The sequence below is a fragment of the Sphingomonas pituitosa NBRC 102491 genome (assembly GCF_001598435.1).
Taxonomy (GTDB): domain Bacteria; phylum Pseudomonadota; class Alphaproteobacteria; order Sphingomonadales; family Sphingomonadaceae; genus Sphingomonas; species Sphingomonas pituitosa.
In genome coordinates this window covers 40,930-60,632 of sequence record NZ_BCYY01000021.1, presented here as the reverse complement: position 1 = coordinate 60,632, position 19,703 = coordinate 40,930, and the positions used below count along the sequence as shown (strand labels likewise).

Annotated in this window: 14 protein-coding genes; 4 read left to right on the top strand and 10 right to left on the bottom strand. The window is 69.1% G+C overall.

Annotation, left to right across the window (positions count from 1 at the left end):
• Window positions 1–3: 3 nt before the first annotated feature.
• Window positions 4–1,944, bottom strand: coding sequence for an ATP-binding protein (locus SPI01S_RS16440; protein WP_245653634.1), 1,941 nt, complete (start codon window positions 1,942–1,944; stop codon window positions 4–6).
• A 113-nt stretch (window positions 1,945–2,057) separates the two neighbouring features.
• Complete coding sequence (locus SPI01S_RS16435; RefSeq protein WP_066725001.1) at window positions 2,058–4,460, bottom strand: membrane-bound PQQ-dependent dehydrogenase, glucose/quinate/shikimate family; 2,403 nt, start codon at window positions 4,458–4,460, stop codon at window positions 2,058–2,060.
• Window positions 4,461–4,886: 426 nt separating this feature from the next.
• On the opposite strand from SPI01S_RS16435, the gene SPI01S_RS23100 reads away from it, so the two are divergent.
• Window positions 4,887–5,729, top strand: coding sequence for an RraA family protein (locus SPI01S_RS23100; RefSeq protein ID WP_245653633.1), 843 nt, complete (start codon window positions 4,887–4,889; stop codon window positions 5,727–5,729).
• An 11-nt stretch (window positions 5,730–5,740) separates the two neighbouring features.
• Window positions 5,741–6,562 (top strand): 3-deoxy-8-phosphooctulonate synthase, encoded by an 822-nt coding sequence (gene kdsA, locus SPI01S_RS16425; protein WP_066725113.1) that lies wholly within the window; start codon window positions 5,741–5,743, stop codon window positions 6,560–6,562.
• A gap of 16 nt (window positions 6,563–6,578) precedes the next feature.
• On the opposite strand, the gene SPI01S_RS16420 is transcribed toward kdsA, so the two are convergent.
• On the bottom strand, window positions 6,579–6,803 hold the full coding sequence (locus tag SPI01S_RS16420) for a DUF3072 domain-containing protein (RefSeq protein ID WP_066724999.1): 225 nt from the start codon (window positions 6,801–6,803) through the stop codon (window positions 6,579–6,581).
• A 135-nt stretch (window positions 6,804–6,938) separates the two neighbouring features.
• On the opposite strand from SPI01S_RS16420, the gene SPI01S_RS16415 reads away from it, so the two are divergent.
• Window positions 6,939–7,328: a four-helix bundle copper-binding protein gene (locus tag SPI01S_RS16415; RefSeq protein WP_066724994.1), complete on the top strand. Its 390-nt coding sequence runs from the start codon at window positions 6,939–6,941 to the stop codon at window positions 7,326–7,328.
• A 7-nt stretch (window positions 7,329–7,335) separates the two neighbouring features.
• Here SPI01S_RS16415 and SPI01S_RS16410 read toward each other — a convergent pair whose 3' ends face one another.
• From SPI01S_RS16410 to dinB, 3 genes are all read right to left on the bottom strand, one after another.
• Entirely contained in the window at window positions 7,336–9,699 is a 2,364-nt protein-coding gene (locus SPI01S_RS16410) for a hypothetical protein (RefSeq protein ID WP_066724991.1), read from the bottom strand.
• A gap of 63 nt (window positions 9,700–9,762) precedes the next feature.
• Window positions 9,763–10,704, bottom strand: coding sequence for a YihY/virulence factor BrkB family protein (locus SPI01S_RS16405; protein WP_066724988.1), 942 nt, complete (start codon window positions 10,702–10,704; stop codon window positions 9,763–9,765).
• A gap of 84 nt (window positions 10,705–10,788) precedes the next feature.
• Window positions 10,789–11,874 (bottom strand): DNA polymerase IV, encoded by a 1,086-nt coding sequence (gene dinB / locus SPI01S_RS16400; protein WP_066724984.1) that lies wholly within the window; start codon window positions 11,872–11,874, stop codon window positions 10,789–10,791.
• Between the two features lie 92 nt (window positions 11,875–11,966).
• Here dinB and SPI01S_RS16395 point away from each other — a divergent pair, with 92 nt between their 5' ends.
• Window positions 11,967–12,845: a glycosyl transferase family 1 gene (locus tag SPI01S_RS16395; RefSeq protein WP_066724981.1), complete on the top strand. Its 879-nt coding sequence runs from the start codon at window positions 11,967–11,969 to the stop codon at window positions 12,843–12,845.
• Here SPI01S_RS16395 and SPI01S_RS16390 read toward each other — a convergent pair.
• The 4 genes from SPI01S_RS16390 to leuS all read right to left on the bottom strand — a co-directional run bounded on the left by SPI01S_RS16390 (window position 12,821) and on the right by leuS (window position 19,695).
• Window positions 12,821–15,574 (bottom strand): glycosyl hydrolase 115 family protein, encoded by a 2,754-nt coding sequence (locus tag SPI01S_RS16390; RefSeq protein ID WP_084253530.1) that lies wholly within the window; start codon window positions 15,572–15,574, stop codon window positions 12,821–12,823. The two genes, SPI01S_RS16395 and SPI01S_RS16390, sit on opposite strands and share 25 nt — an antisense overlap.
• A 70-nt stretch (window positions 15,575–15,644) precedes the next feature.
• Entirely contained in the window at window positions 15,645–16,667 is a 1,023-nt protein-coding gene (gene holA, locus SPI01S_RS16385) for a DNA polymerase III subunit delta (protein ID WP_066724975.1), read from the bottom strand.
• Window positions 16,664–17,167, bottom strand: coding sequence for an LPS assembly lipoprotein LptE (gene lptE, locus SPI01S_RS16380; RefSeq protein WP_066724973.1), 504 nt, complete (start codon window positions 17,165–17,167; stop codon window positions 16,664–16,666). Before lptE ends, holA begins: the two co-directional genes overlap by 4 nt.
• Window positions 17,164–19,695, bottom strand: coding sequence for a leucine--tRNA ligase (gene leuS, locus SPI01S_RS16375; protein WP_066724970.1), 2,532 nt, complete (start codon window positions 19,693–19,695; stop codon window positions 17,164–17,166). Before leuS ends, lptE begins: the two co-directional genes overlap by 4 nt.
• Window positions 19,696–19,703: the final 8 nt, after the last annotated feature.

The following is a 19,703-nucleotide window of genomic DNA, read 5'->3' as shown; positions in this document are numbered from 1 at the left end:
CGCTCAGACGAGCAGCGCGTCGACGGCGTCCAGCAGCTCGCGTTCGCGGAAGGGCTTGCGCAGCTGGGGCACGTCGCCCGGCAGGTCCTCCGCAGTGTCGGTATAGCCGGTCAGCAGCAGGAAGGGCTGGGGAAGGCCGGCGTCGCGGGCGCGCGTGATGAACTCGCCGCCGGTGCCGCCGGGCATCATATAGTCGGTGATCACCAGCGCGGTGCCGGGCGCTCCGTGGAGCGCGGCCATGCCCTGGCTCAGCGATTCCGCTTCGGCGACCAGATGGCCATGCGCGCGCAGCACTTCGGCGGCGGCCTCGCGAACGGCGGGATCGTCGTCGACCAGCAGGATCTCGGCGGTGCGTGTCGGCCGGTCTCCCGCCGCGTCCCGTGCCGGCGCGGGTGCCTCGGTCGTCGGCAGGATCAGCGTGGCGCTGGTGCCCTGGCCCGGCGCGCTTTCCAGCACCAGCCGTCCGGCCGATTGTTCGGCGAAGCCATGCACCATCGACAGGCCGAGGCCGGTGCCGCGATCGCCCGCCTTGGTCGTGAAGAACGGCTCCATCGCGCGCCGCAGCGTGGCGGCATCCATGCCGCAGCCGTCATCGTGCACGGCGAGCGCAAGATACTCGCCGCGCGGCAGCCCACGCACGTCCTCGTGCCGCGGCTGGCGAACATCGACGCGGATTGTGCCGCTGATCCGGCCGCCGGTCTGGATCGCATCCCGCGCGTTGATCACGAGGTTGAGCACCGCCAGCTCCAGCTGATTGCGGTCGGCGCGCACCGCAGGCTGGTCCGGCGTGGTGTGGATCGTGCAACGGATCGTCGGACCCACCGAACGCTGGAGCAGTTCCTGCAGATCGGCAAGCATGGCGGGAACGTCGATCGCCTCGGGGGTGAGCGCCTGGCGCTTGGCATAGGCGAGCAGCCGCGCGACGAGGCTGCGGGCCCGTTCGGCGCTGCTCGTCGCACTATCGATGTAGCGCAGCGCCTTGGAGTCCTCGCCGATCCGGCTGCGCAGCAGGTCGAGTCCACCCAGAATCGGCGTCAGCAGATTGTTGAGATCGTGCGCGACGCCGCCGGTCAGGCGGCCCAGCGCCTCCAACCGCTGCGCCTGCAACGTCGCCGCCTGGCGTTGCCGGAAGCGACGCAGCTCCAGCATCAGCGCGAAGCCCAGTGCGGCGAACAGCGCCAGCGCTACCACCCCGCCGCCGATCAGCACGAACCGGGTCTGCCGGGTGACTGCGGCAAAGCTGCCGCGCGGCACCGCCACTTCGACATGCCAGCCGGCTTCCGGCACCGCGGTGACGACCGACTGCACGGCATCGCCTGTCGCCGCGCCGGACTGCGCGATGACCGCACCGCGCTTGTCGAACAGGCGCAGGCGCCAATCGGCGGGAATCTCCTCGGCGAACAGCAGGTGCTGCATGGCCTGCACGGGAATGACGGCGGACACGACGTAGGGAACGGCGCCGCGCTGCAGGACGGGCGCCCGCACCGCAAAGGCGACGCCGCCGCCGGGGCCCCGGACGACATGGCCGATCTGCGCCTCGCGCGTCCGCACGGCGCGGGCAAGGCTGACCGGATCGACCACCTTCCCAAGGCTTCCGCCGATGGGCTCCGGCAGATCGAGTATGCGGTTGCCCGCGGAATCGGCGATGCTGAGCGCCGTCCAGTTGCGATGGTCGTCCATCAGCCGCAGGCCGAGCATGGTAAAGCGCGCGCGATCGATGCCCGCGTCCAGCGAGGGCGAGCGGCTGATCATCTTCACCGCATCCATGGTCGCGGCGATCTCTCGGCCGACGAGGCGCGCGGTGGATCGGCTCGCCAGTGCCGCCTGACGGTCCAGCGCGGCGCGCTGTTCGCGCAGGGTAACCGCGCCATAGGCGGAGCCCAGCACGACGATCGGCAGCAGACCGGTCAGACCCATGAGGATCAGCGAACGTCGCAAGATCACCTGCCCCCGTTTTGCGGGCCGATCAGGCCCTGAATAGGAGGAGGCAACTACTTCATGGGGAAAGTCAAACCCATATCCTGGATCAATAGACAGGCCGCAACGATTGCTTCGACTTATCGACTTCCCTGCGGCAGGGCATAGGCGACGATCGAATCACCACGTTTCGTGCCGAGCGAGCCATGGCCACCAGCGGCGATCACGACGAACTGCCGGCCGCTTCTCGCCGACCAGTAGCTCATCGGCGTTGCCTGGCCGCCGGCGGGGAGGCGGCCGCGCCAGAGCACCTGGCCGGTCGTGACGTCATATGCCCGCAGATAGTAATCGAGCGCGGATCCCATGAACGCCACGCCGCCCGCCGTCAGCATCGGCCCGCCGAGCGAGGGCACGCCCAGCTTGAACGGCAGCGGTATCGGCGTCTGGTCGCGCGAGGTGCCGTTGCGGTGCTGCCAAACGGTCTTGCCGCTCACCAGGTCGATACCCGCAACATAGCCCCAGGGCGGCGCCTGGCAGGGCAGGCCCAGCGCGGAAAGGAACGGGTTGAGCGCGACCGCGAACGGGGCGCCGGTGTTGGGGTTGAAGCCCTTGATGTCCGATCCGCTGAAGTCCGAGCCGCCGGCCGGGCCGCGCTGCCCGGGGGTGCCCGCGTCCGATTCCCTGCGCGGCACCAGCCGATCGACGAACGCCATGTAGTTCGGATGCGCGAAGGCGATCATCCGTACCGGGTCGATCGCCATGCCGCCCCAGTCCATCACGCCGAAATTGCCGGGGAATACGAGCGTGCCCTGCTGCGAAGGCGGGGTGAACGGCCCCTCGTAGCGCAGCCGCTTGAACTTGATGCGGCAGGCGAGCTGGTCGAACATCGTCGCGCCCCACATGTCGGCATCGGTCACGCGCTTCTTCGCCATCAGGCTCAGCGCTGACTCGGGTTGTGTGGGAGAGGTGCGGTCACCCGGTGCGGCGCCCTGCGGCACGGGAATCTCGCGCACCGGGAAGACGGGCCGCCCGGTCCGGCGATCGAGCACGAACAGGTTGCCGGTCTTCGTCGATTGGATCAGCGTCGGCACGCGGCCACGGCCGGGCAGGTTGAGGTCGACCAGCGCGGGCTGGGCGGGCACATCCATGTCCCACAGGTCATGATGGACGGTCTGGAAGGTCCAACGGACCTTGCCCGTCGCGGCCTCCAGCGCGATCACCGAGGTGGCGAAGCGTTCGGTCTCCGGCGTGCGGCGTCCGCCCCATTGGTCGATCGCGGCCATGCCGGTGGGGATATAGACGAGGCCCAGCGCCGGGTCGGCAGCGGCGATTGTCCAGCTGTTCGGGCTGGACGGCGTATAGCGGCCGGTGCCGGGCGGCTTGGGGCGGGTATCGTTCGGGTTGGCGGGATCGAACGCCCAGACGGCGCGGCCGGTGTTCACGTCATAGCCGCGCACCACGCCCGAAGGCATGAAGGTCGTCTTGTTGTCGTAGACCGCGCCGCCGAACACCGCGAGGTTGCCGATGATCACGGGCGGCGAGGTGATCTGCCACCAGCCGCGCTGCTGGCCCGGCAGGCCCGGCCAGACATCGACCTGGCCATTGGTGCCGAAACCGGGGCAGGGCCGTCCGCTGGCGGAATCCAGCGCGATCAGCCGGGCGTCGTTGGTGCCCATGAGGATCCGGTTGGCGCAGATACCGCCGGTGCCAGGTGCGGCGCCGTTGCTGTGATAGGATACGCCGCGGCAGGTGAGATGCTGCATCTCCTGCGAGGCGCGAATCTGCGGATCGTAGCGCCACACCTGCTTGCCCGTCTCGGCATCGAGCGCGAAGACGATGTTGTGCGGCGAGCACAGGTAGACGAGGCTGCCGACCTTGATCGGCGTCACCTCATAGGTGAACTCGTCCGGGTCGGCGCCGGTCTTGAGATCGCCGGTGTGGAATTCCCATGCCTTTTCTAGCCTGGCGACATTGGCGGGGGTGATCTGGTCGATCGGCGACCAGCGATCGCCGCGCCACGAGCGACCATAGGCGTTCCAGTCTTCCCTGGGGGTGCCGCCCAACACGCTTGCCGGCGCGATGCCGCGGGCGCCGGGCAGACTGCCCTGCAGGTCGTGGGGATTGGTGAAGGCGGTGGCGAGCAGCACCAGCGCGGCAAGGCCCAGGCTGCCGACCAGCGGCCAGGCGGGTCCCGGCCAGCGGCGCGAACCGAGCCGCCGCGTCACCCAGGGCAGCGCCAGCACGATGCCGAGCGGCACCAGCACGTCGCCGCGGGGCGCCAGCGCCCAGAAGTCCCACCCGGCTTCGGTGACCGCCCACAGCATCGTCACCACCAGCAATGCGGCGTAGAGCAGCAGCGCTGCCGGCTTGCGGCGATACAGCAGCCAGGCGGTGGCCAAGAGCGCCACGCCGGCGGGAAGATAGAAGAGCGAACCGCCGAGCAGGGCGAGCCAGAGCCCGCCGCCGCCGATCGCCAGGCCCACCAGCGCGAGAAGAAGCGCGAGCGCGAGGAGCACGCGCGAGGAACGTTGCTGGTCGGCCATGGCGTGCTCCGGCACCTTGCGTCGGGAGATGGCGCTGAAACTGGTCGCTGCGCGTAACGGTTCCGGCGCCAGCATCGACTAGGCAAGATTTTCCTAGCGTCTGCGCCGGAAGGGAATGCGCTGTTCCTGCAAGGGACAGAAGGGGACGCACGTCCCGACCCGCAGTGGAGCAGGCATTGGGAGACCGCATCCTTCATCCGAACGGCGCCGGACCGACGGGCTCCGGCCGCGCATTTCGGTGAAGATCCTCTTCTATCCGCCGGTGGTGACGCGGTGGTGGTTTACGGACGAGATCCTGCGCATCCTGCCCGGGCGGAAGGCGCGCGCCTGCGTGCTCCTCGGCGTCCTCGGACGGACTCGCCCCTCGGGCGCGCGGTCGACATCCTGATCCCGGCCTGCACCGCCGGCGAGGCCGATCACATCGGCATGGCGCCTACCTCGAGCACCACGCTGCAGCTTGCCATCGGCGATGCGCTGGCGGTGGCGGTCAGCCGGACGCACGGCTTCACCCGCGCCGATTTCCTGCGCCACCATCCCGCCAGCCTGCTCGGCCGGCAGTCGCTCGCGATCCGCACGCTGATGCGCACCGGGGAAGAGCTGCCCATGGTGGGGCCCGACGCCCCCGTTGCCGATCTGCTCGCCGTCATGTCGGCGGGACGAATGGGCGCGGCGTGCGTCGTCGGCGACTGCGGACGGCTGCTCGGTCTGGTCGTCGACGGCGATCTCCGCCGCCACTTCCAGTCGCGCCGAGACGTCTACGACACGCCCGCCGCCGCGCTGATGCAGGCCCATCCGCAGGTGATCGACGTCACCGCGACGTTGGGCGACGCGCTGCTGCTCCAGGCGCTCGACTGCCCGGCGATCACCGAAGTATGCCTCGATACCGAGAGCAAGGCGATGGCGGACATGGCGAGCGATCTGCCCGTCACCGGCGCGGTCGGCGCGGTGATCGACGGTGCCACGCGGGATACCGCCGATGTCCGCGCGCTGGGCCTGCCGGTCTATGCGCGCAGCCAGACCTGCGACGACATCAAATATGAAGGCACGCTCAAGGCGATGAACCGTCCGATCACCATGGGCGAGGTGCAGATCGCCAACGGGGATGTGGTATTTGCCGATGCGGATGGGATAGTGGCGGTGCCCAGGGCGATGTGGGCCGAGATCGAGGAAGCCGCGTGGAACGTGCTTTCGAACGAGGCGCGCATCCGCATGGCTGCGGCGCGGGGCCGCGACGTGGACGCGATCCTCGCCGAATGCGGGGCGTTTTGAAGGATGTGAAGATGAAGACGGTCAAGGTCGGTGCCCTCGAGATCGCCAACGACAAGCCGTTCGTGCTCGTCGCCGGCCCGTGCGCGATGGAGAGCCGCGACCATGCCTTCTTCATGGCCGAGGCGCTGACCACATTGTGCGCGGAGCTGGGCATCGGCTTCATCTACAAGAGCTCGTTCGACAAGGGTAACCGCACCTCGATCGATGCACCGCGCGGCATCGGCATGGACGCGGCGCTGCAGGTGTTCGCGGACCTCAAGGCCCGGTTCGGCTGCCCGGTGCTTACCGACGTGCACGATGCAGGCCAGTGCGCGCCGGTGGCCGAGATGGTCGACGTGCTGCAGATTCCGGCGTTCCTCTGCCGCCAGACCGACCTGCTCGTCGCCGCCGCGCAGACCGGCCGCGCGGTGAACGTGAAGAAGGGCCAGTTCCTCGCGCCCTGGGACATGAAGAACGTCGCCAACAAGCTCGCCGCCTCGGGCAACGAGAACATCATCCTGTGCGAACGCGGCGCCAGCTTCGGCTACAACACGCTGGTAAGCGACATGCGCGCGCTGCCGATCATGGCAGAGACCGGCTATCCGGTGATGTTCGACGCCACCCACTCGGTGCAGCAGCCCGGCGGGCAGGGGACGAGTTCGGGCGGGCAGCGCGAATTCGTGCCGGTGCTTGCCCGCGCGGCGGTAGCGGTGGGCGTGGCGGCGGTGTTCATCGAGACGCACCAGGCGCCCGACGCCGCCCCCAGCGACGGCCCCAACATGGTGCCGCTCGACCAGATGCGCGCGCTGCTAACCCGGCTGAAGGCGTTCGATACGCTCGCCAAGCAGGGTTGAGCCAGCCGGCCCCGCCTCAGCGGCCGAGCTGTTCCTTCAGCGCATCGATGCGCTTCGAGGCTTCCGCCTTGTTGAGACTGCCTTCGATCGGCGGCTCGCCCGCTTCTTCGAGCAGGGTAGTGAGGTAGGATGCCTGCGCGCCGGTCATCGGATCGTCGCCCGAAACCCAGTCGTCGGGGTTCTTCTCGGTATTCGAGCCGGGATGCTCGTCCAGCTTCGGATTGTGCAGTGTCTCGTCCATGGTCGCCTCGCTATGTTCCTGTTACGTTCGATAACGGGCGATCTATCGGGCTGGTTCCACGGCATTTCTTCTGAACCCTCGGGCTTCCGACCCGTTGGGAAGGCGACCGATGCCGGCCAGCAAGGAGCCATCCCCATGTCCTTAGAAAAGATGATCGCGCTGCACCCCGATGTAGGTGCCGACGCGAATGCAGCGCTCGCCAAAGCCGCGCGCCACGCGATGCTCTGCTCGCTGATGTGCACCAGTTGCGCCGATGCCTGCGTCGCCGAGGCGATGGACATGCACCAGTGCGTTCGGACCTGTCTCGACTGCGCGGATGTCTGCGCGACGACCGCCCGACTGGCGACCCGGCGTACCGGCCAGAATGTTCCGATGCTGCGCATGATGCTCGAGACCTGCATCCGCGCCTGCGAGCTCTGCGCCCAGGAATGCGGCCGGCATGATGCCGCGCATTGCCAGTTGTGCGCGACGATGTGCCGCGAATGCGCGGAGGACTGCCGCGCGGCGCTGACCGGCATCCGGTAAGCCGCGATCAGCCGGGCAGTGTCACCGTCGCGATGCTGGCCGGCGCATCGTGCAGTCGCAGATACAGCGTTTTCCCTGCTGGTCGCGGCAGCGTGATGCTGCTTCCGACGAAGCCCAGCGGCACCGTCGTCGCGCCGGCAAGGTCGGGCTTGTCGCCGACTGCGGCCAGCACGAACAGATCGTCTCCGGACAGCGTGCAGGTCGCGGCCTCGGCGGGGCAGGAGAGGCCGGCAAGCTTCGGAAGCCGCGCTAGCGTCACCAGCGGCTGCCAGTCGCCCGGTGTGCCATCCTGCACCAGCCTGTAGCGGAGCGACCCAACGACGCCCGCGCCGAGCAGCGCCCGGGGCGCGAAGTGCGCCACCACCACGTCTTTCCCCACCCGCTGCAGCGCGCCGTCGCGGAAGCCCAGGGTCGCGCCCGGACCCTCGATAACGGCAATCTCCACCGTTCCGCCGTCGCCCAGCGTTCCCCGCGTGATCCTGAACGAGAAGTCTATCGCGGCATCGGCGGGCAGCACGCCCTCCGGCAGGGCGATGGGCAGGCCGTTGTTCGCCGTCTTGCCCGCAGCGGCGCGGCTGAGCAGCGTCGCCCCGGTTCGGGGCGCGGTCGCCCGTACGGCGAGCTTCACCGTCCGTCCGTCGCGCAGCCGGACCACGGCTTCGCCGTCGCCGGCGGGAACGCTGCCCTCGATCGCCATTGCCAGCCGGTCGCCATCGGTGCCGCGGGACAGTGCGCCAGCGGTGAAGTGGAGCCCGCGCCAGTCGAGCCCGGCCACCTGGTCGAGCCGCGCGCCTTCGAGCACGCCGTCTCGGTCGCCTTCGTGCACCACGAAGCGTTCGATCCGGCTCGCCTCCAGCCGCGCGAGCAGCGGAATGGTGTCGGGCGGGGCGCTGCCGAAGCGGGCGACGTTGAGCGTGAACGCACCGGGCTTGGCGTCCTTGAGCGGCAGCGTCATGGTCAGTTCGTCCTGGCCTGTCACCTTGAATGGCACCGGCGTGCGCGTGCCGGCCGGATCGCTCAACGCGATCTGGCTGACGCAGAACGCGGCACCGCCACGCAGCACCAACGGGTGCTCGCGCCCGACCACCACGGCGCTGTCCGGCACCGCGCGCCACGCGCCCATCGCGTCAAGCTGCACCGGCAGGCGCGGCCCGGTGAAGCCGTCGAACCCCCAGCGTCCCTGCAGCACCGCGTTGGAGACGGTGCCCAGATCCGCCGGCACTGCGCCCTCCAGGCGGATGCCGCCCTTCTCGACATCGGGCAGGACGGGGAAGTCGCGCGTCTTGCCCTCGTTGCTCGTCACCCGCACCGACAGCGATCGGCCGAAGTCCGTCGCGTAGAGCAGGGGCGCATCCTCCAGCGGCAGCGCCAGGCCGGGCTGGGCGAGGCACACCGGCGTCGGCCCGCCCGCCTGCCAGATCGGCGGCGAGGCGGGGCCGATCGGCGGCAGCGGCGCGGCCAGTACCGAACGCGGGCTCTGGAACGAGGGCGCGGCGTTGAGCAGCAGCTTCAGGGTGTCGCCGCGGCCCAGCGCCAGCGCCGGCAGATACTGATATTGCGGGCTGCGGAACGCGCCGAACAGCTTCGCCACGTCGCGCGCGAGGCCGATATAGGAGCTGTAATAGCCGCCGCCGCCCTGAGGCGTGGCGGCGATGCTGTAGGCGAGGTCGGCGGGGGTGCCGGTCAGCGTCTCGGCGAGTGTGGTGCCCCGCTGCGTCTGCAGCACCAGCGAATCGCGATTCTGGGTGAGGCACGCCGCCTGCAGCCCGCGCGGGCGTGCCAGGCATTCGGCGTTCAGCTTGATTCGCAGCGCATTTGCCAGCACCGGGGCGGCGGTGGCGAGGCGTTCGGGTGCGGTATCGCCGATCCGCGCGATCGCGGCGACGAAGGCATCCAGCCGCGCGCGGTCGAGCGAGGCCTGGAACAGGTCCTGCGCCACGCGCACGAACACGCCCGGCCGCCCGCGCACGGCATCGCGCACCGCATTGAAGCCGCCGCCGGTATCGGGCGCCAGCAGCAGTACGGCCTGTTCGGCGCCTTCGGGCACGGTCAGCTCCAGCCGGTTCTTCTTCTTACGCCACGTCTCGGCGACGAAGAACCAGTCCTTGGGCGGCGGGTTGGTCGCACCGCGCAGGAACGCGACGACGAGCAGATAACGCGCCGCCTGGTCGGGCGGCAGCGCGGCTTCGGCGGTCACCTTGTCGCCCGGCTGGAGCGAGGGAACCGCGCCGATCGGCAGCGTCGTGCCGCCGCGCGTGACGGTCAGCTTCAGGTCCGGCCCGACCAGGTCGAAGGCGTTCTGCTGGGCCTGGGCGGGGAGCGCGGCGCAGAGCAGCGCCAGCAGCAGCGGGATCAAGGGGAGGCGAAGCATCGCGCCGCTATAGGGGAGGCGGGCAGGGCAGGGCCACCGCCTGCGCGACGAGCCGTTGCGCCATCATTCGGCGACGTTGTCCGCCACCCATGCATGGCGCTGGCCGAGCGGCTGGGGGGCACCCGTGGTCGTGTCCTGCCTGGTCTGGTGTTCCAGCTCGGCGTTCAGCTCGGCGCCGAACAGCAGGATATAGGCGGAGAGATACAGCCAGGTGAGCAGCGCGACGATCGTGCCGAGCGCGCCATAGGTCGCGTCGTAGCGGCCGACATAGCGAACATAGGCGCCGAAGCCGAGCGTCAGCCCCATCCATGCCAGCGCCGCGAACAGCGATCCGGGCGTGATCCAGGTCCAGCGCGGCTGGGCGCGCGAGGGGCCGAAGCGGTAGAGCGCCGCCGCGCCCGCCGCGCCGGCCAGCGTCAGCAGCGCATGGCTCACCACCTTGCCCAGCACCAGCAGCGAATCGGGGGCGAAGGGCAGCAGCTTGTCGAGTGCGCCGAGCGCGGTCATCGCAACCGCCGCGAGCACCGCCGCCAGCACCGCGCCCAGCGTGATCGCCATCGCGGTGAGGTTCACCCACAGGAAGTTGCGCTTCTCCTTCTCCTCATAGGCGATGTTGAGCGCGGCGATCACCGCGCCGGCGCCGTTGCGGGCACCGAACAGCGCAATGGCGAGCGCGATCAGGATGCCCAGCCCCTTCTCGCCATCGGGGCGATAGACGATCCCCAGCAACTGGTCGCCCACCACGCCGGCGATGTCGCGCGGCAGGATGGTGGAGAGCGCCCGCACGTCGTGCAGCACGGTCGGCGGATCGGCGATCAGCCCGTAGCACAGCACCACCGCGCCGAGCAGCGGCACCAGCGCAAGGAAGCCGTAAAAGGCGACGCCGGCGGCGATCAGCCCGACATTGTCGTCGCTCGCCTCGCTCCAGCTGCGCCACAGGACGGACTTCCATCCGGCCCAGGGCATCGCCCATGGGCTGTGCGCGTCGCGCCCCTTCGCGTCCATCCTGCTTCCCCTGTTGGTCGTGTCCAGACAAGCGCGCGACGCCCGAACCCGGTTCCCCGATGGCAGGATGTTGAAATCGCGAAGTTACTCCGCGTCGGCATGGCCGAACAGCGGCAGCGGCTCGGCGACGCCGCGTTCGAAGTTCGACACCGTCACCCCCACCAGCCTTATGCCCTTGGGGGTGGGCAGCACCGATCGCAGCAACGCAAGGCTGGCGGCGTGGAGCTGCTCGCGGCTGGTGATCGGCGCGGTGTGGCTGCGGCTGCGGGTGATGATCTGGAAATCGGCATATTTGATCTTCACGGTCGCGGTGCGGCCGAAGCCCCGGGTGCGTTCGCACCATTCCCACACGTCGTCCGCCTGGCCGAGCACCGCCGTTTCGATTTCGGCATCGTCGGTAAGGTCGCGGCTAAAGGTGGTTTCGGAGCCGGAAGACTTGCGCTCGCGGTTCGGGTTCACCGGCCGCTCGTCGATCCCGCGGACGATCTGGTGATACCATTCGGCGCTGCTGCCGAAATGCTGCTGGAGAAAGTCGAGCGACTTGGCGCGCAGGTCCGCACCCGTCTCGATCCCCAGCCGCTGCATCTTGGCAGCGGTGACCGGCCCCACGCCGTGGAAGCGCGACACCGGCAGCGTCTCCACCCAGGCCGCGCCCATATCCGGTGTCACCGCGAACTGGCCGTTCGGCTTGCGATGGTCCGAGGCGAGCTTGGCGAGGAACTTGTTGTACGAAACGCCCGCAGAGGCGGTGAGGCCGGTCTCTGCCAGGATCCGCGCGCGGATCTCCTTCGCGGTCGCCCAGGCGGTGCCGAGCCCGCGGCGATCTTCGGTCACGTCGAGATAGGCCTCGTCGAGCGACAGCGGCTGGATGAGATCGGTATAGTCGGCAAAGATCGCGTGGATCGCCTGCGACACCGCCTTGTACACGTCGAACCGCGGCCGCACGAAGATCAGGTCGGGGCAGCGGCGGAGCGCGGTGACCGAGGGGAGGGCCGAGCGCACCCCGAAGGTGCGCGCCTCGTAGCTCGCCGCCGCGACCACCCCGCGCGCCGCCGCCGATCCCACCGCCACCGGCTTGCCGCGCAAGCTCGGATCATCGCGCTGCTCGACCGAGGCGTAGAACGCATCCATGTCGATATGCAGGATCTTGCGGATCGGGGGCGGGGACATCGCCCGGCTATACCGCGATACGAACGAAGGGGGAACAGGCTTTCCCACCCAAGTCATTGTGAAACCGGGGTGCGGGCGGCTAGGGAGGCGTCATGCCCATGCTTGCCCGCCGCATCGCCCTGGTCTTCGCCTGCCTCGTCTGGACGCTGCCCGCCGCCGCCAAGACCATCCTGTTCGTCGGCAACAGCTTCACCTTCGGCGCCAATTCGCCGGTGATGCGCTATCGCCCGGATCGCGTGACCGACCTCAACCGCGAGGGGATCGGCGGCGTCCCGGCGCTGTTCCGCACCTTTGCCATCGAATCCGGGCTCGACTGGCAGGTCAGCCTGGAAACCTCGCCCGGCAAGGACCTGGCCTGGCACCTCGCCAACCGCCGCGCGCTGATCGACCGGCGCTGGGACGTGGTGGTGCTGCAGGGCTTCAGCACGCTCGATACCGAGCGGCCGGGCGACCCCACCCGCCATCTCGCCGCCGCACGCGCGCTGGCGGCGCTGTTCCATGCGCGCAACCCTGCCGCGCAGGTAAACCTGGTCGCCACCTGGTCGCGCGCCGACCAGACCTATCGCCCGTCCGGACACTGGTTCGGCCTCCCGATCGCGCGGATGGCGGAGGATCTGCTCGCGGCGAACCGGCTGGGGCTTGCCTCCGGCTATGGTATCCACGCCGTGCTGCCGGTCGGCACCGCCTGGAACCGCGCCATCCGCGACGGTTATGCCGATCCGAATCCTTATGACGGCCTGGCCTTCGGGCAGGTCAGCCTGTGGACCTGGGACCAGTATCATGCGAGCGCCGAGGGCTATTATCTGGAGGCGCTGGTCGAGTTTGGCGCAATCACCGGCCGTGATCCCCGCAGCCTGGGGCCGCGCGAGCGCGCCGCCGAGGATCTCGGGATCAACCCCGAGGTCGCCCGGCGGCTGCGCGACGTGGCCGCCGCCGAGCTCGCGGCTCAGCGGATCGGCGGCGCCCCGTAATAGTCGGGCGCGCCGTCCAGCCGCACGTCGATCCGGTCGAGCAGGAAGCCGGGGTCCATCGCGAAGACTTCGATCCGGTGCGCACCGGCGGCGAGCAGGCCGAGCTTCAGCGTGCGCACCGCGGTGTTGGAGAGGACGTTGGCCTTCCACTCGTCGCTGCGGCCATGCGTTTCGAAGTCGAGCACGGTGATCGCGCCGCCATCCACCCGCACGCCCAGCCGCAGCTTGTTGGCGGAGCTTAGCGGATGGACCGGCAGGCCGACGATCTTCAGCTCGGCATCGCCCTTGTTGCCCAGCTGGAACGGCAGGACGAGCGGCGCGGTCGCCTCCGCCCGGTCGCTGGAGGGCAGGTCGAGCCTGCTGCGCAATACCGCACCGCGCGAACCGAGTTCGGCGATCCGCTCCCAGGGCGTGCCCGCCAGTGTCAGGTCGGCGGCGGTCAGCGAGATAATGTGGTTCACCTCCGGCGTGGCGTCGCCGGCGGGGAAGGGCTGGAGGACGGGCTCCAGATAGACCATCGTGCCGTTGCAGCGGATCTTGCCCGCCGCGATCGCGCCCTTGCCGTCATAGTTGACCGCGACGCGCATCTCGTAGCCGTTGCTCGCATCGAGCGTCCCTGCGCGGGCGGAGAGTTCGACGCCCTCCAGTCCCTCGACGGTCCAGTCGCTCACCGCGCCCTTGCCATAGACCGTCATGAAGCGCGTCTCGGCCTTGCCGGGCACGAAGGCGAGCGCGCGGGCATCGGCGCCGCACTGGGCGACGGGCGGAAGCGTGATCTGGGGATAGGTCGGCTCGGCGAACACGGCGAGCCGGCGCGGGGCCATGTCCATGATCCCGCGCCACTTGCCGCCATTCTGGGCATTATAGGCGGCGGTATCGGCGACGATCGTCTGGTGCGCGGCGCGGGCCTGATCGGCGAGCGCATTGGCGCTGGCGCGACCCTGACGCGCATAGAGCGCGGCGAGATCGAGCTTGAGGTTGCGCTCGTTGAGCTTGGCGGCCCCGCGCACCGGGTACAGGACGAGCTGGAAAAAGGCGTCGCGGCGATCGGCGGACATCGTCGCGCCCAGCGCCTCGGCCTTGTCGAGCAGCGCCTGATAGCGGGCGATCCGCGCCTGTGCCTCGTCGCCGCCGCTGCGGACATAGTCGCCGATGCGGATCGGCGTTTCGGGCTCGACGGTGCTGAAGCCCATGAACTCGGGCTTCCGCTCCCAGGCGAGGTCGTAATAGTCCATGAGGACGTCCGCCACGGCCCGGCCCTGGTCGCCGAACTGGTCCTTCGCCCAGTCGGCCAGCTGTGCCCGGACGGGCTTGTTCAGCAGCTTGGCGTCGAAGGCGATATCGAGGAAATAGCTCGCCAGCACTTCGCCCGGCTTGATGTCGCCGACATTGACCACCCACAGCTTGCGCGTACCCGTCGCCCAGGCGCGGTCGAGCTGCTCGCGGATCAGTCCCGGATGGGTGGTCGCGAGCCAAAGATAGTCGTGCGGCCGGCCCCAATAGCTGATGTGATAGTAGAGGCCCGAGCCACCTTTTCGCGCCCGTTCGGCGGCGGTGGGGAGCTGGCCGAGATAGCCGTAATTGTCCTCGGGCCAGACGAGCGTCACGTCCTCGGGCACCTTCAGCCCGCTGCGATAGACGTCGAGCACTTCCTTGTAGAGCGTCAGTACCTGCGGAATTTGGTCAGCTGGCTTGCCCTGCGCGGTGGCGAGCAGGCCGCGCTGCAGGTCTATCGCCTGGGTGGTGGCGGCGAGCGCCTGTTCGGGGCTCTTCGCGCCCTCCAGCGCCGAATCATGCTTGCCGCGCAGGCCGATCGTATAGACGTTCTCGAAACCCTTCACGTCGTCCACGCGGCGGCGCCAATAGTCGACCATCCGCTCGCGATTGGTGAAGAAGTTGAACGGGCCTTGCGTCTTCTCGTCCCACTCGCGCACATTGTTGCGCATCATCGGCTCGGCGTGCGAGGTGCCGACGACGATGGCATAGGCCCTGGCCGTCTCGGCGTTGCCGGGGATCTGGTAGAAGGGCTTGGTGCTTTCGTGCATCGCCGGCCAGATCATGTTGGCCTTGAGCCGCCACATCAGTTCGAAGACGCGCGCATAGGTCTTGGGGCCGATATCGCCGGTCTCGGGCTCGTAGGTCTTGGCCGCCCAGGGCTGGAGCCCCCAATCCTCGTCGTTGAGGAAGATGCCGCGATACTGGACCGAGGGCGCGTCGGAGAGCAGTCGGCGGCCGTCGACTACCAGCCGGTCGGTATGGCGCGGCGTCACGTCCGCCCACCATTCCCAGGCCGAGATGCCCAGCGCGCGGCTGAGATCAACCGTGCCCCAGATCGCGCCGCGCGCGTCCGAACCGGCGATCAGCAGGTACGAGCGGCCGGGATGTTGCCTCGAGGGCGCGAGGACGCGGACATAGCGCTCCCACTGGCCATCGAGCGCCCCGAGGTCGACCCTCGCGTCGGCCGCTACTGCGCGGACCAGCGCCGAATCCTTCTGCCCGATGACGACGCAGAGCTTGCCGCAGGCGGCGAGATCGCCCGCCACGACCGGCGTCTTGCCCGCGCGCTTGCCGATGTCGCGGGCGAGCAGTTCGCCGGCGAGCTTCGCCGAGGGGGCGTCATCATGCAGGATGGCGGCGGTGGTGCGGCCGTCGAACAGCACCGCCTGCTGGGCATGCGCGGCAGCGGGGAGAGCGAGCAGGGCGGGCAGGGCGAGATGGGCGCGGATCATCCGGCGCATGAAGCATGGGCGCGGAGAGAAGGGAATCCCCCAGATCCTTCCAGCAACGGGGAAGATCGAGTCAGCCCTTCGCGCGCGCCGCAGCCCGCGCGATCGCCACGCATTCCACCTCGGCCAGCAATTCCCCCGCGCTGCCCGAGGACATCATCGCCCGCTCGGTCTGGCGTACCCGCTCGATCGCCCGCGCGATCTGTGGCGCGCCCCAGCGGCGGAGCGCGCGGCCGGTGGCGGGGCGTTCCTTGAAGAAGACACGGTGGCGCTCCATCGCGTCGTCGATGCTGGCGCCCTGGTCCATCTCGGCGCGGAGTTCTGCCAGCGTCATCAGTCGGCGGACCAGCTGGCGCATCAGCGGTATCGCCGAGCCGCCGCCTTCGCCGAGCTTGGCCAGCTCCTCGCCGACTTGAGTCACCCGGCCGTCGAGGATCGCCTCGATCGCACCGAACAGCTCGCCTTCGCCGAGGTCCGCGCCGATCGCATCGAGCGCGGCGCCGTCGGCATCGCGCGGATGTTCATGATCGGCGTCGAGGAACAGCGCCAGCTTCTCGATCTCGCGGGTGAGGATCGCGCGGTCGCCATTGGCCGCCGCCGCCATCCGGTGCGGCACGTCGCCGGTGAGGCGCAGGCCATGCTCGCGCGCGATCGTACCCGCCAGCTGCGCCGCGCCTGCGCCCTCGGGGACATAGCAGGCGAAGGCCATCGCACTGGGCGCGGCGATCGCCGCCTTGACCAGCTTGCCGCTGGTCTTGAGGTTGGGGCCGATCGCCACCACCGGATTGCCCGCGCGCTCGGCGCCGAGCAGCAGCGCGATCGCCTCGGCCGCGCCTTCCTCGATATTGGAAACCCGGATGTAGCGCGCGCCCCCGAACAGCGACAGCGACGCCGCCTCGTCGGCCAGCAGCCCGGGCTGGTCGCGCAGCATCTTCATGTCGATGTCGATCCGCTCGACGTCCGGCCCCAGCGCCTTGCCGAGCCGCGCCGCGAGATCGGCGGCGCCTGCCTCGTCGGGGCCGTGGAGCAGATAGAGTCGTGTATCGGGCTTGGGTGCCTCTACCGCTGCGCGGATCTGGCCCGCGTTCGCCTTCACTTCACCCGCGCGCCGCCCTCGCGGACGGTGCGCGCGAGCCGCGCGACGATCTGGTCGGCGACGATGCCCGAGAGCCGCTCGAGTGCCGACTTCTCCGCCGCGATCGTGGCATATTCGGACCCGACCACGTCGATACCGGCGTCAGAGCCCGCCGTGGCATCCAGCACCACCTGGCCGCTCCGCAGGTCGATCAGCTGGTAACGCGCGCGCAGCGTCCGTCGCTCGCGCGAGACCGAGTCGTCGCGCCGCACGCCCAGGCCGATGATCTGGTCGTCGAGCTTCACTTCGAGCCGATAGGCCGCCGCGCCGGCATTGTTCGCCAGCCGGTCCTTGAGCGCATTCGACACCAGCCAGCCCGACTGGCCCTGGATCGGCGCGACTTCGACCGCCGACAGCGTCGTCGCGACCGCGCCGCCGCTGCCCCCCTGGTACATCGGATGCAGCCCGCACGCCGAAAGCGCGAGCGCGAGGGGGGCGAGCAGGGCGACGGACTTGTTCATGCGACGATGTTCACCAATCGATCGGGCACCACGATGATCTTGCGCGGCGCCTTGCCTTCGAGCGACCGAACGATCTTGTCCGATGCAAGTGCCGCGGCCTCGACGATATCCTTGGCGGCACCCTTCGGCATCACCAGCGTATCGCGCAGCTTGCCGTTGACCTGCACCGCGATGGTCACCTCGTCGTCGATCAGCAGCGCCGGATCGACCTCGGGCCAGGCGGCATCGGCGATCATGCCAGTCTCGCCCAGCGCCGCCCAAGCCTCTTCGGCGATGTGCGGCACCATCGGTGCGACGATGCGGACCAGCGCGCGGATCGCGGCGGTGCGCGAGGCGGAGGGCTTGGCCTTCTCGATCGCCGCGGTCAGCTCGTAAAGCTTGGCGACGGCCTTGTTGAAGGTCAGCGCCTCGATGTCCTCGGCGACGCCGGCGATGGTGCGGTGGAGCTTGCGGTCGAGATCCTTGTCCTCGCCTTCCGCATTCTCCAGCCCGTCGAACAGGCGCCACAGCCGGTTGACGAAGCGCCATGCGCCTTCGATGCCGCTTTCGCTCCATTCCAGGTCGCGCTCGGGCGGGCTGTCCGACAGCACAAACCAGCGGGTCGCGTCGGCGCCATACTGGTCGACGATCTCGGTCGGGTCGACGGTGTTCTTCTTCGACTTCGACATCTTCTCGACGCGGCCGACGGTCACTTCGGCGCCGGTGTCGGTCAGATAGGCCGATCCGTCGGCGCGGAACGAGACCTGGGTCGGTTCGAAATAGAGTTTCCGCTCGAGCCCGTCATGCTCTTCCAGCTGGTAGTAGCTGGCGTGCGTGACCATGCCCTGCGTGAACAGCCCGGCGAACGGCTCGGCCACGTCGATGCGGCCGATATGGCGCAGCGCGCGGGTGAAGAAGCGGGCGTAGAGCAGGTGCAGGATCGCATGCTCGACGCCGCCGATATACTGGCCGACCGGCAGCCACTGCTCGGCCACCGCCTTGTCGAACGGCTGGTCCGAGGGCTGGCTGGCGAAGCGCAGGAAATACCAGCTCGAATCGACGAAGGTGTCGAGCGTGTCGGTTTCGCGCCGCGCGGGCTTGCCGCATTTCGGGCAATCGACATGCTTCCACGTCGCGTGCCGGTCGAGCGGGTTGCCGGGGACGTCGAACGACACATCCTCGGGCAGCGTGACCGGCAGCTGGTCCTTCGGCACGCCGACGGGCCCGCAATCCTCGCAATGGATGATCGGGATCGGGGTGCCCCAGTAGCGCTGGCGGCTGACGCCCCAGTCGCGCAGGCGCCACACGGTGCTGCCGGTGCCCCAATTGCCTTCCTCGGCGCGGCGGATGACTTCGCGCTTGGCCTCTGCGACATCGAGGCCGTCGAGGAAGTGCGAGTTCACCAGCGTGCCGGGGCCGGTATAGGCCTCAGAGCCGTCGAATTCGGCTGCGGTCTTGTCGCCTTCGGAGACGACGCGGCGGATCGGCAGCGCGTATTTGGTGGCGAATTCGAAGTCGCGCTGGTCGTGCGCCGGCACGCCGAACACGGCGCCGGTGCCATAGTCCATCAGCACGAAGTTCGCGATGTAGACCGGCACCTGCCAGTTCGCGTCGAACGGGTGCTGCGCGGTGAGGCCGGTGTTCCAGCCGAGCTTTTCCTGCGTCTCCAGCTCGGCGGCGGTGGTGCCGCCCTGCTTGCAGCGCTCGATGAACGCCTGGACTTCCGGATTGCCCGCAGCGAGCTGCTGCGCGATGGGATGGTCCGCCGCGATCGCGACGAAGCTCGCGCCGAAGATCGTGTCCGGTCGTGTGGTGTAGACGGTCAGCCCCTCGCCGTTCGACAGGCTCCAGGTGAACTGCAGGCCTTCCGACTTGCCGATCCAGTTTTCCTGCATCAGCTTCACCTTGTCCGGCCAATGCTCGAGGCCCTGCAGCCCTTCGAGCAAATCGTCGGCGAAATCGGTGATCTTGAGGAACCACTGGTTGAGCTTGCGCCGCTCGACCAGCGCGCCCGAGCGCCAGCCGCGCCCGTCGATCACCTGCTCGTTGGCGAGCACGGTCATGTCGACCGGGTCCCAGTTGACCGCGCTTTCCTTGCGGTAGACCAGGCCGGCTTCATACAGGTCGAGGAACAGCGACTGTTCCTGGCCGTAATAGTCGGGCTCGCAGGTGGCGATCTCGCGCGTCCAGTCGAGTGCGAAGCCCAGCCGCTTGAGCTGCGCCTTCATCGTCGCGATGTTCTGGCGGGTCCAGGCGCCCGGATGGACCTTCTTTTCCATCGCGGCATTTTCGGCGGGCATGCCGAAGGCGTCCCAGCCCATCGGATGGAGCACTTCCATGCCCTTCATCCGGCGGAAGCGCGCCAGCACGTCGCCCATCGTGTAGTTGCGCACATGGCCCATATGGATGCGCCCCGAGGGATAGGGGAACATCTCGAGCACATAGGACTTCGGCTTGGGCGAATCGTCGCGGGCGGCGAAGGTGCGGTTTTCCTCCCACGCCTTCTGCCACGCCGCGTCCGCCTTCAAGGGATTGAAGCGAGACGCCATGTTGTACT

Excerpts from the sequence above, each read along its gene's own strand:
- SPI01S_RS16435 (WP_066725001.1), bottom strand. The coding sequence starts at position 4,460 with ATGGCCGACCAGCAACGTTCCTCGCGCGTGCTCCTCGCGCTCGCGCTT.
- SPI01S_RS23100 (WP_245653633.1), top strand. The coding sequence starts at position 4,887 with ATGGCGCCTACCTCGAGCACCACGCTGCAGCTTGCCATCGGCGATGCG.
- kdsA (WP_066725113.1), top strand. The coding sequence starts at position 5,741 with ATGAAGACGGTCAAGGTCGGTGCCCTCGAGATCGCCAACGACAAGCCG.
- SPI01S_RS16420 (WP_066724999.1), bottom strand. The coding sequence starts at position 6,803 with ATGGACGAGACACTGCACAATCCGAAGCTGGACGAGCATCCCGGCTCG.
- SPI01S_RS16415 (WP_066724994.1), top strand. The coding sequence starts at position 6,939 with ATGTCCTTAGAAAAGATGATCGCGCTGCACCCCGATGTAGGTGCCGAC.
- SPI01S_RS16410 (WP_066724991.1), bottom strand. The coding sequence starts at position 9,699 with ATGCTTCGCCTCCCCTTGATCCCGCTGCTGCTGGCGCTGCTCTGCGCC.
- SPI01S_RS16405 (WP_066724988.1), bottom strand. The coding sequence starts at position 10,704 with ATGGACGCGAAGGGGCGCGACGCGCACAGCCCATGGGCGATGCCCTGG.
- dinB (WP_066724984.1), bottom strand. The coding sequence starts at position 11,874 with ATGTCCCCGCCCCCGATCCGCAAGATCCTGCATATCGACATGGATGCG.
- SPI01S_RS16395 (WP_066724981.1), top strand. The coding sequence starts at position 11,967 with ATGCCCATGCTTGCCCGCCGCATCGCCCTGGTCTTCGCCTGCCTCGTC.
- SPI01S_RS16390 (WP_084253530.1), bottom strand. The coding sequence starts at position 15,574 with ATGATCCGCGCCCATCTCGCCCTGCCCGCCCTGCTCGCTCTCCCCGCT.
- lptE (WP_066724973.1), bottom strand. The coding sequence starts at position 17,167 with ATGAACAAGTCCGTCGCCCTGCTCGCCCCCCTCGCGCTCGCGCTTTCG.
- leuS (WP_066724970.1), bottom strand. The coding sequence starts at position 19,695 with ATGGCGTCTCGCTTCAATCCCTTGAAGGCGGACGCGGCGTGGCAGAAG.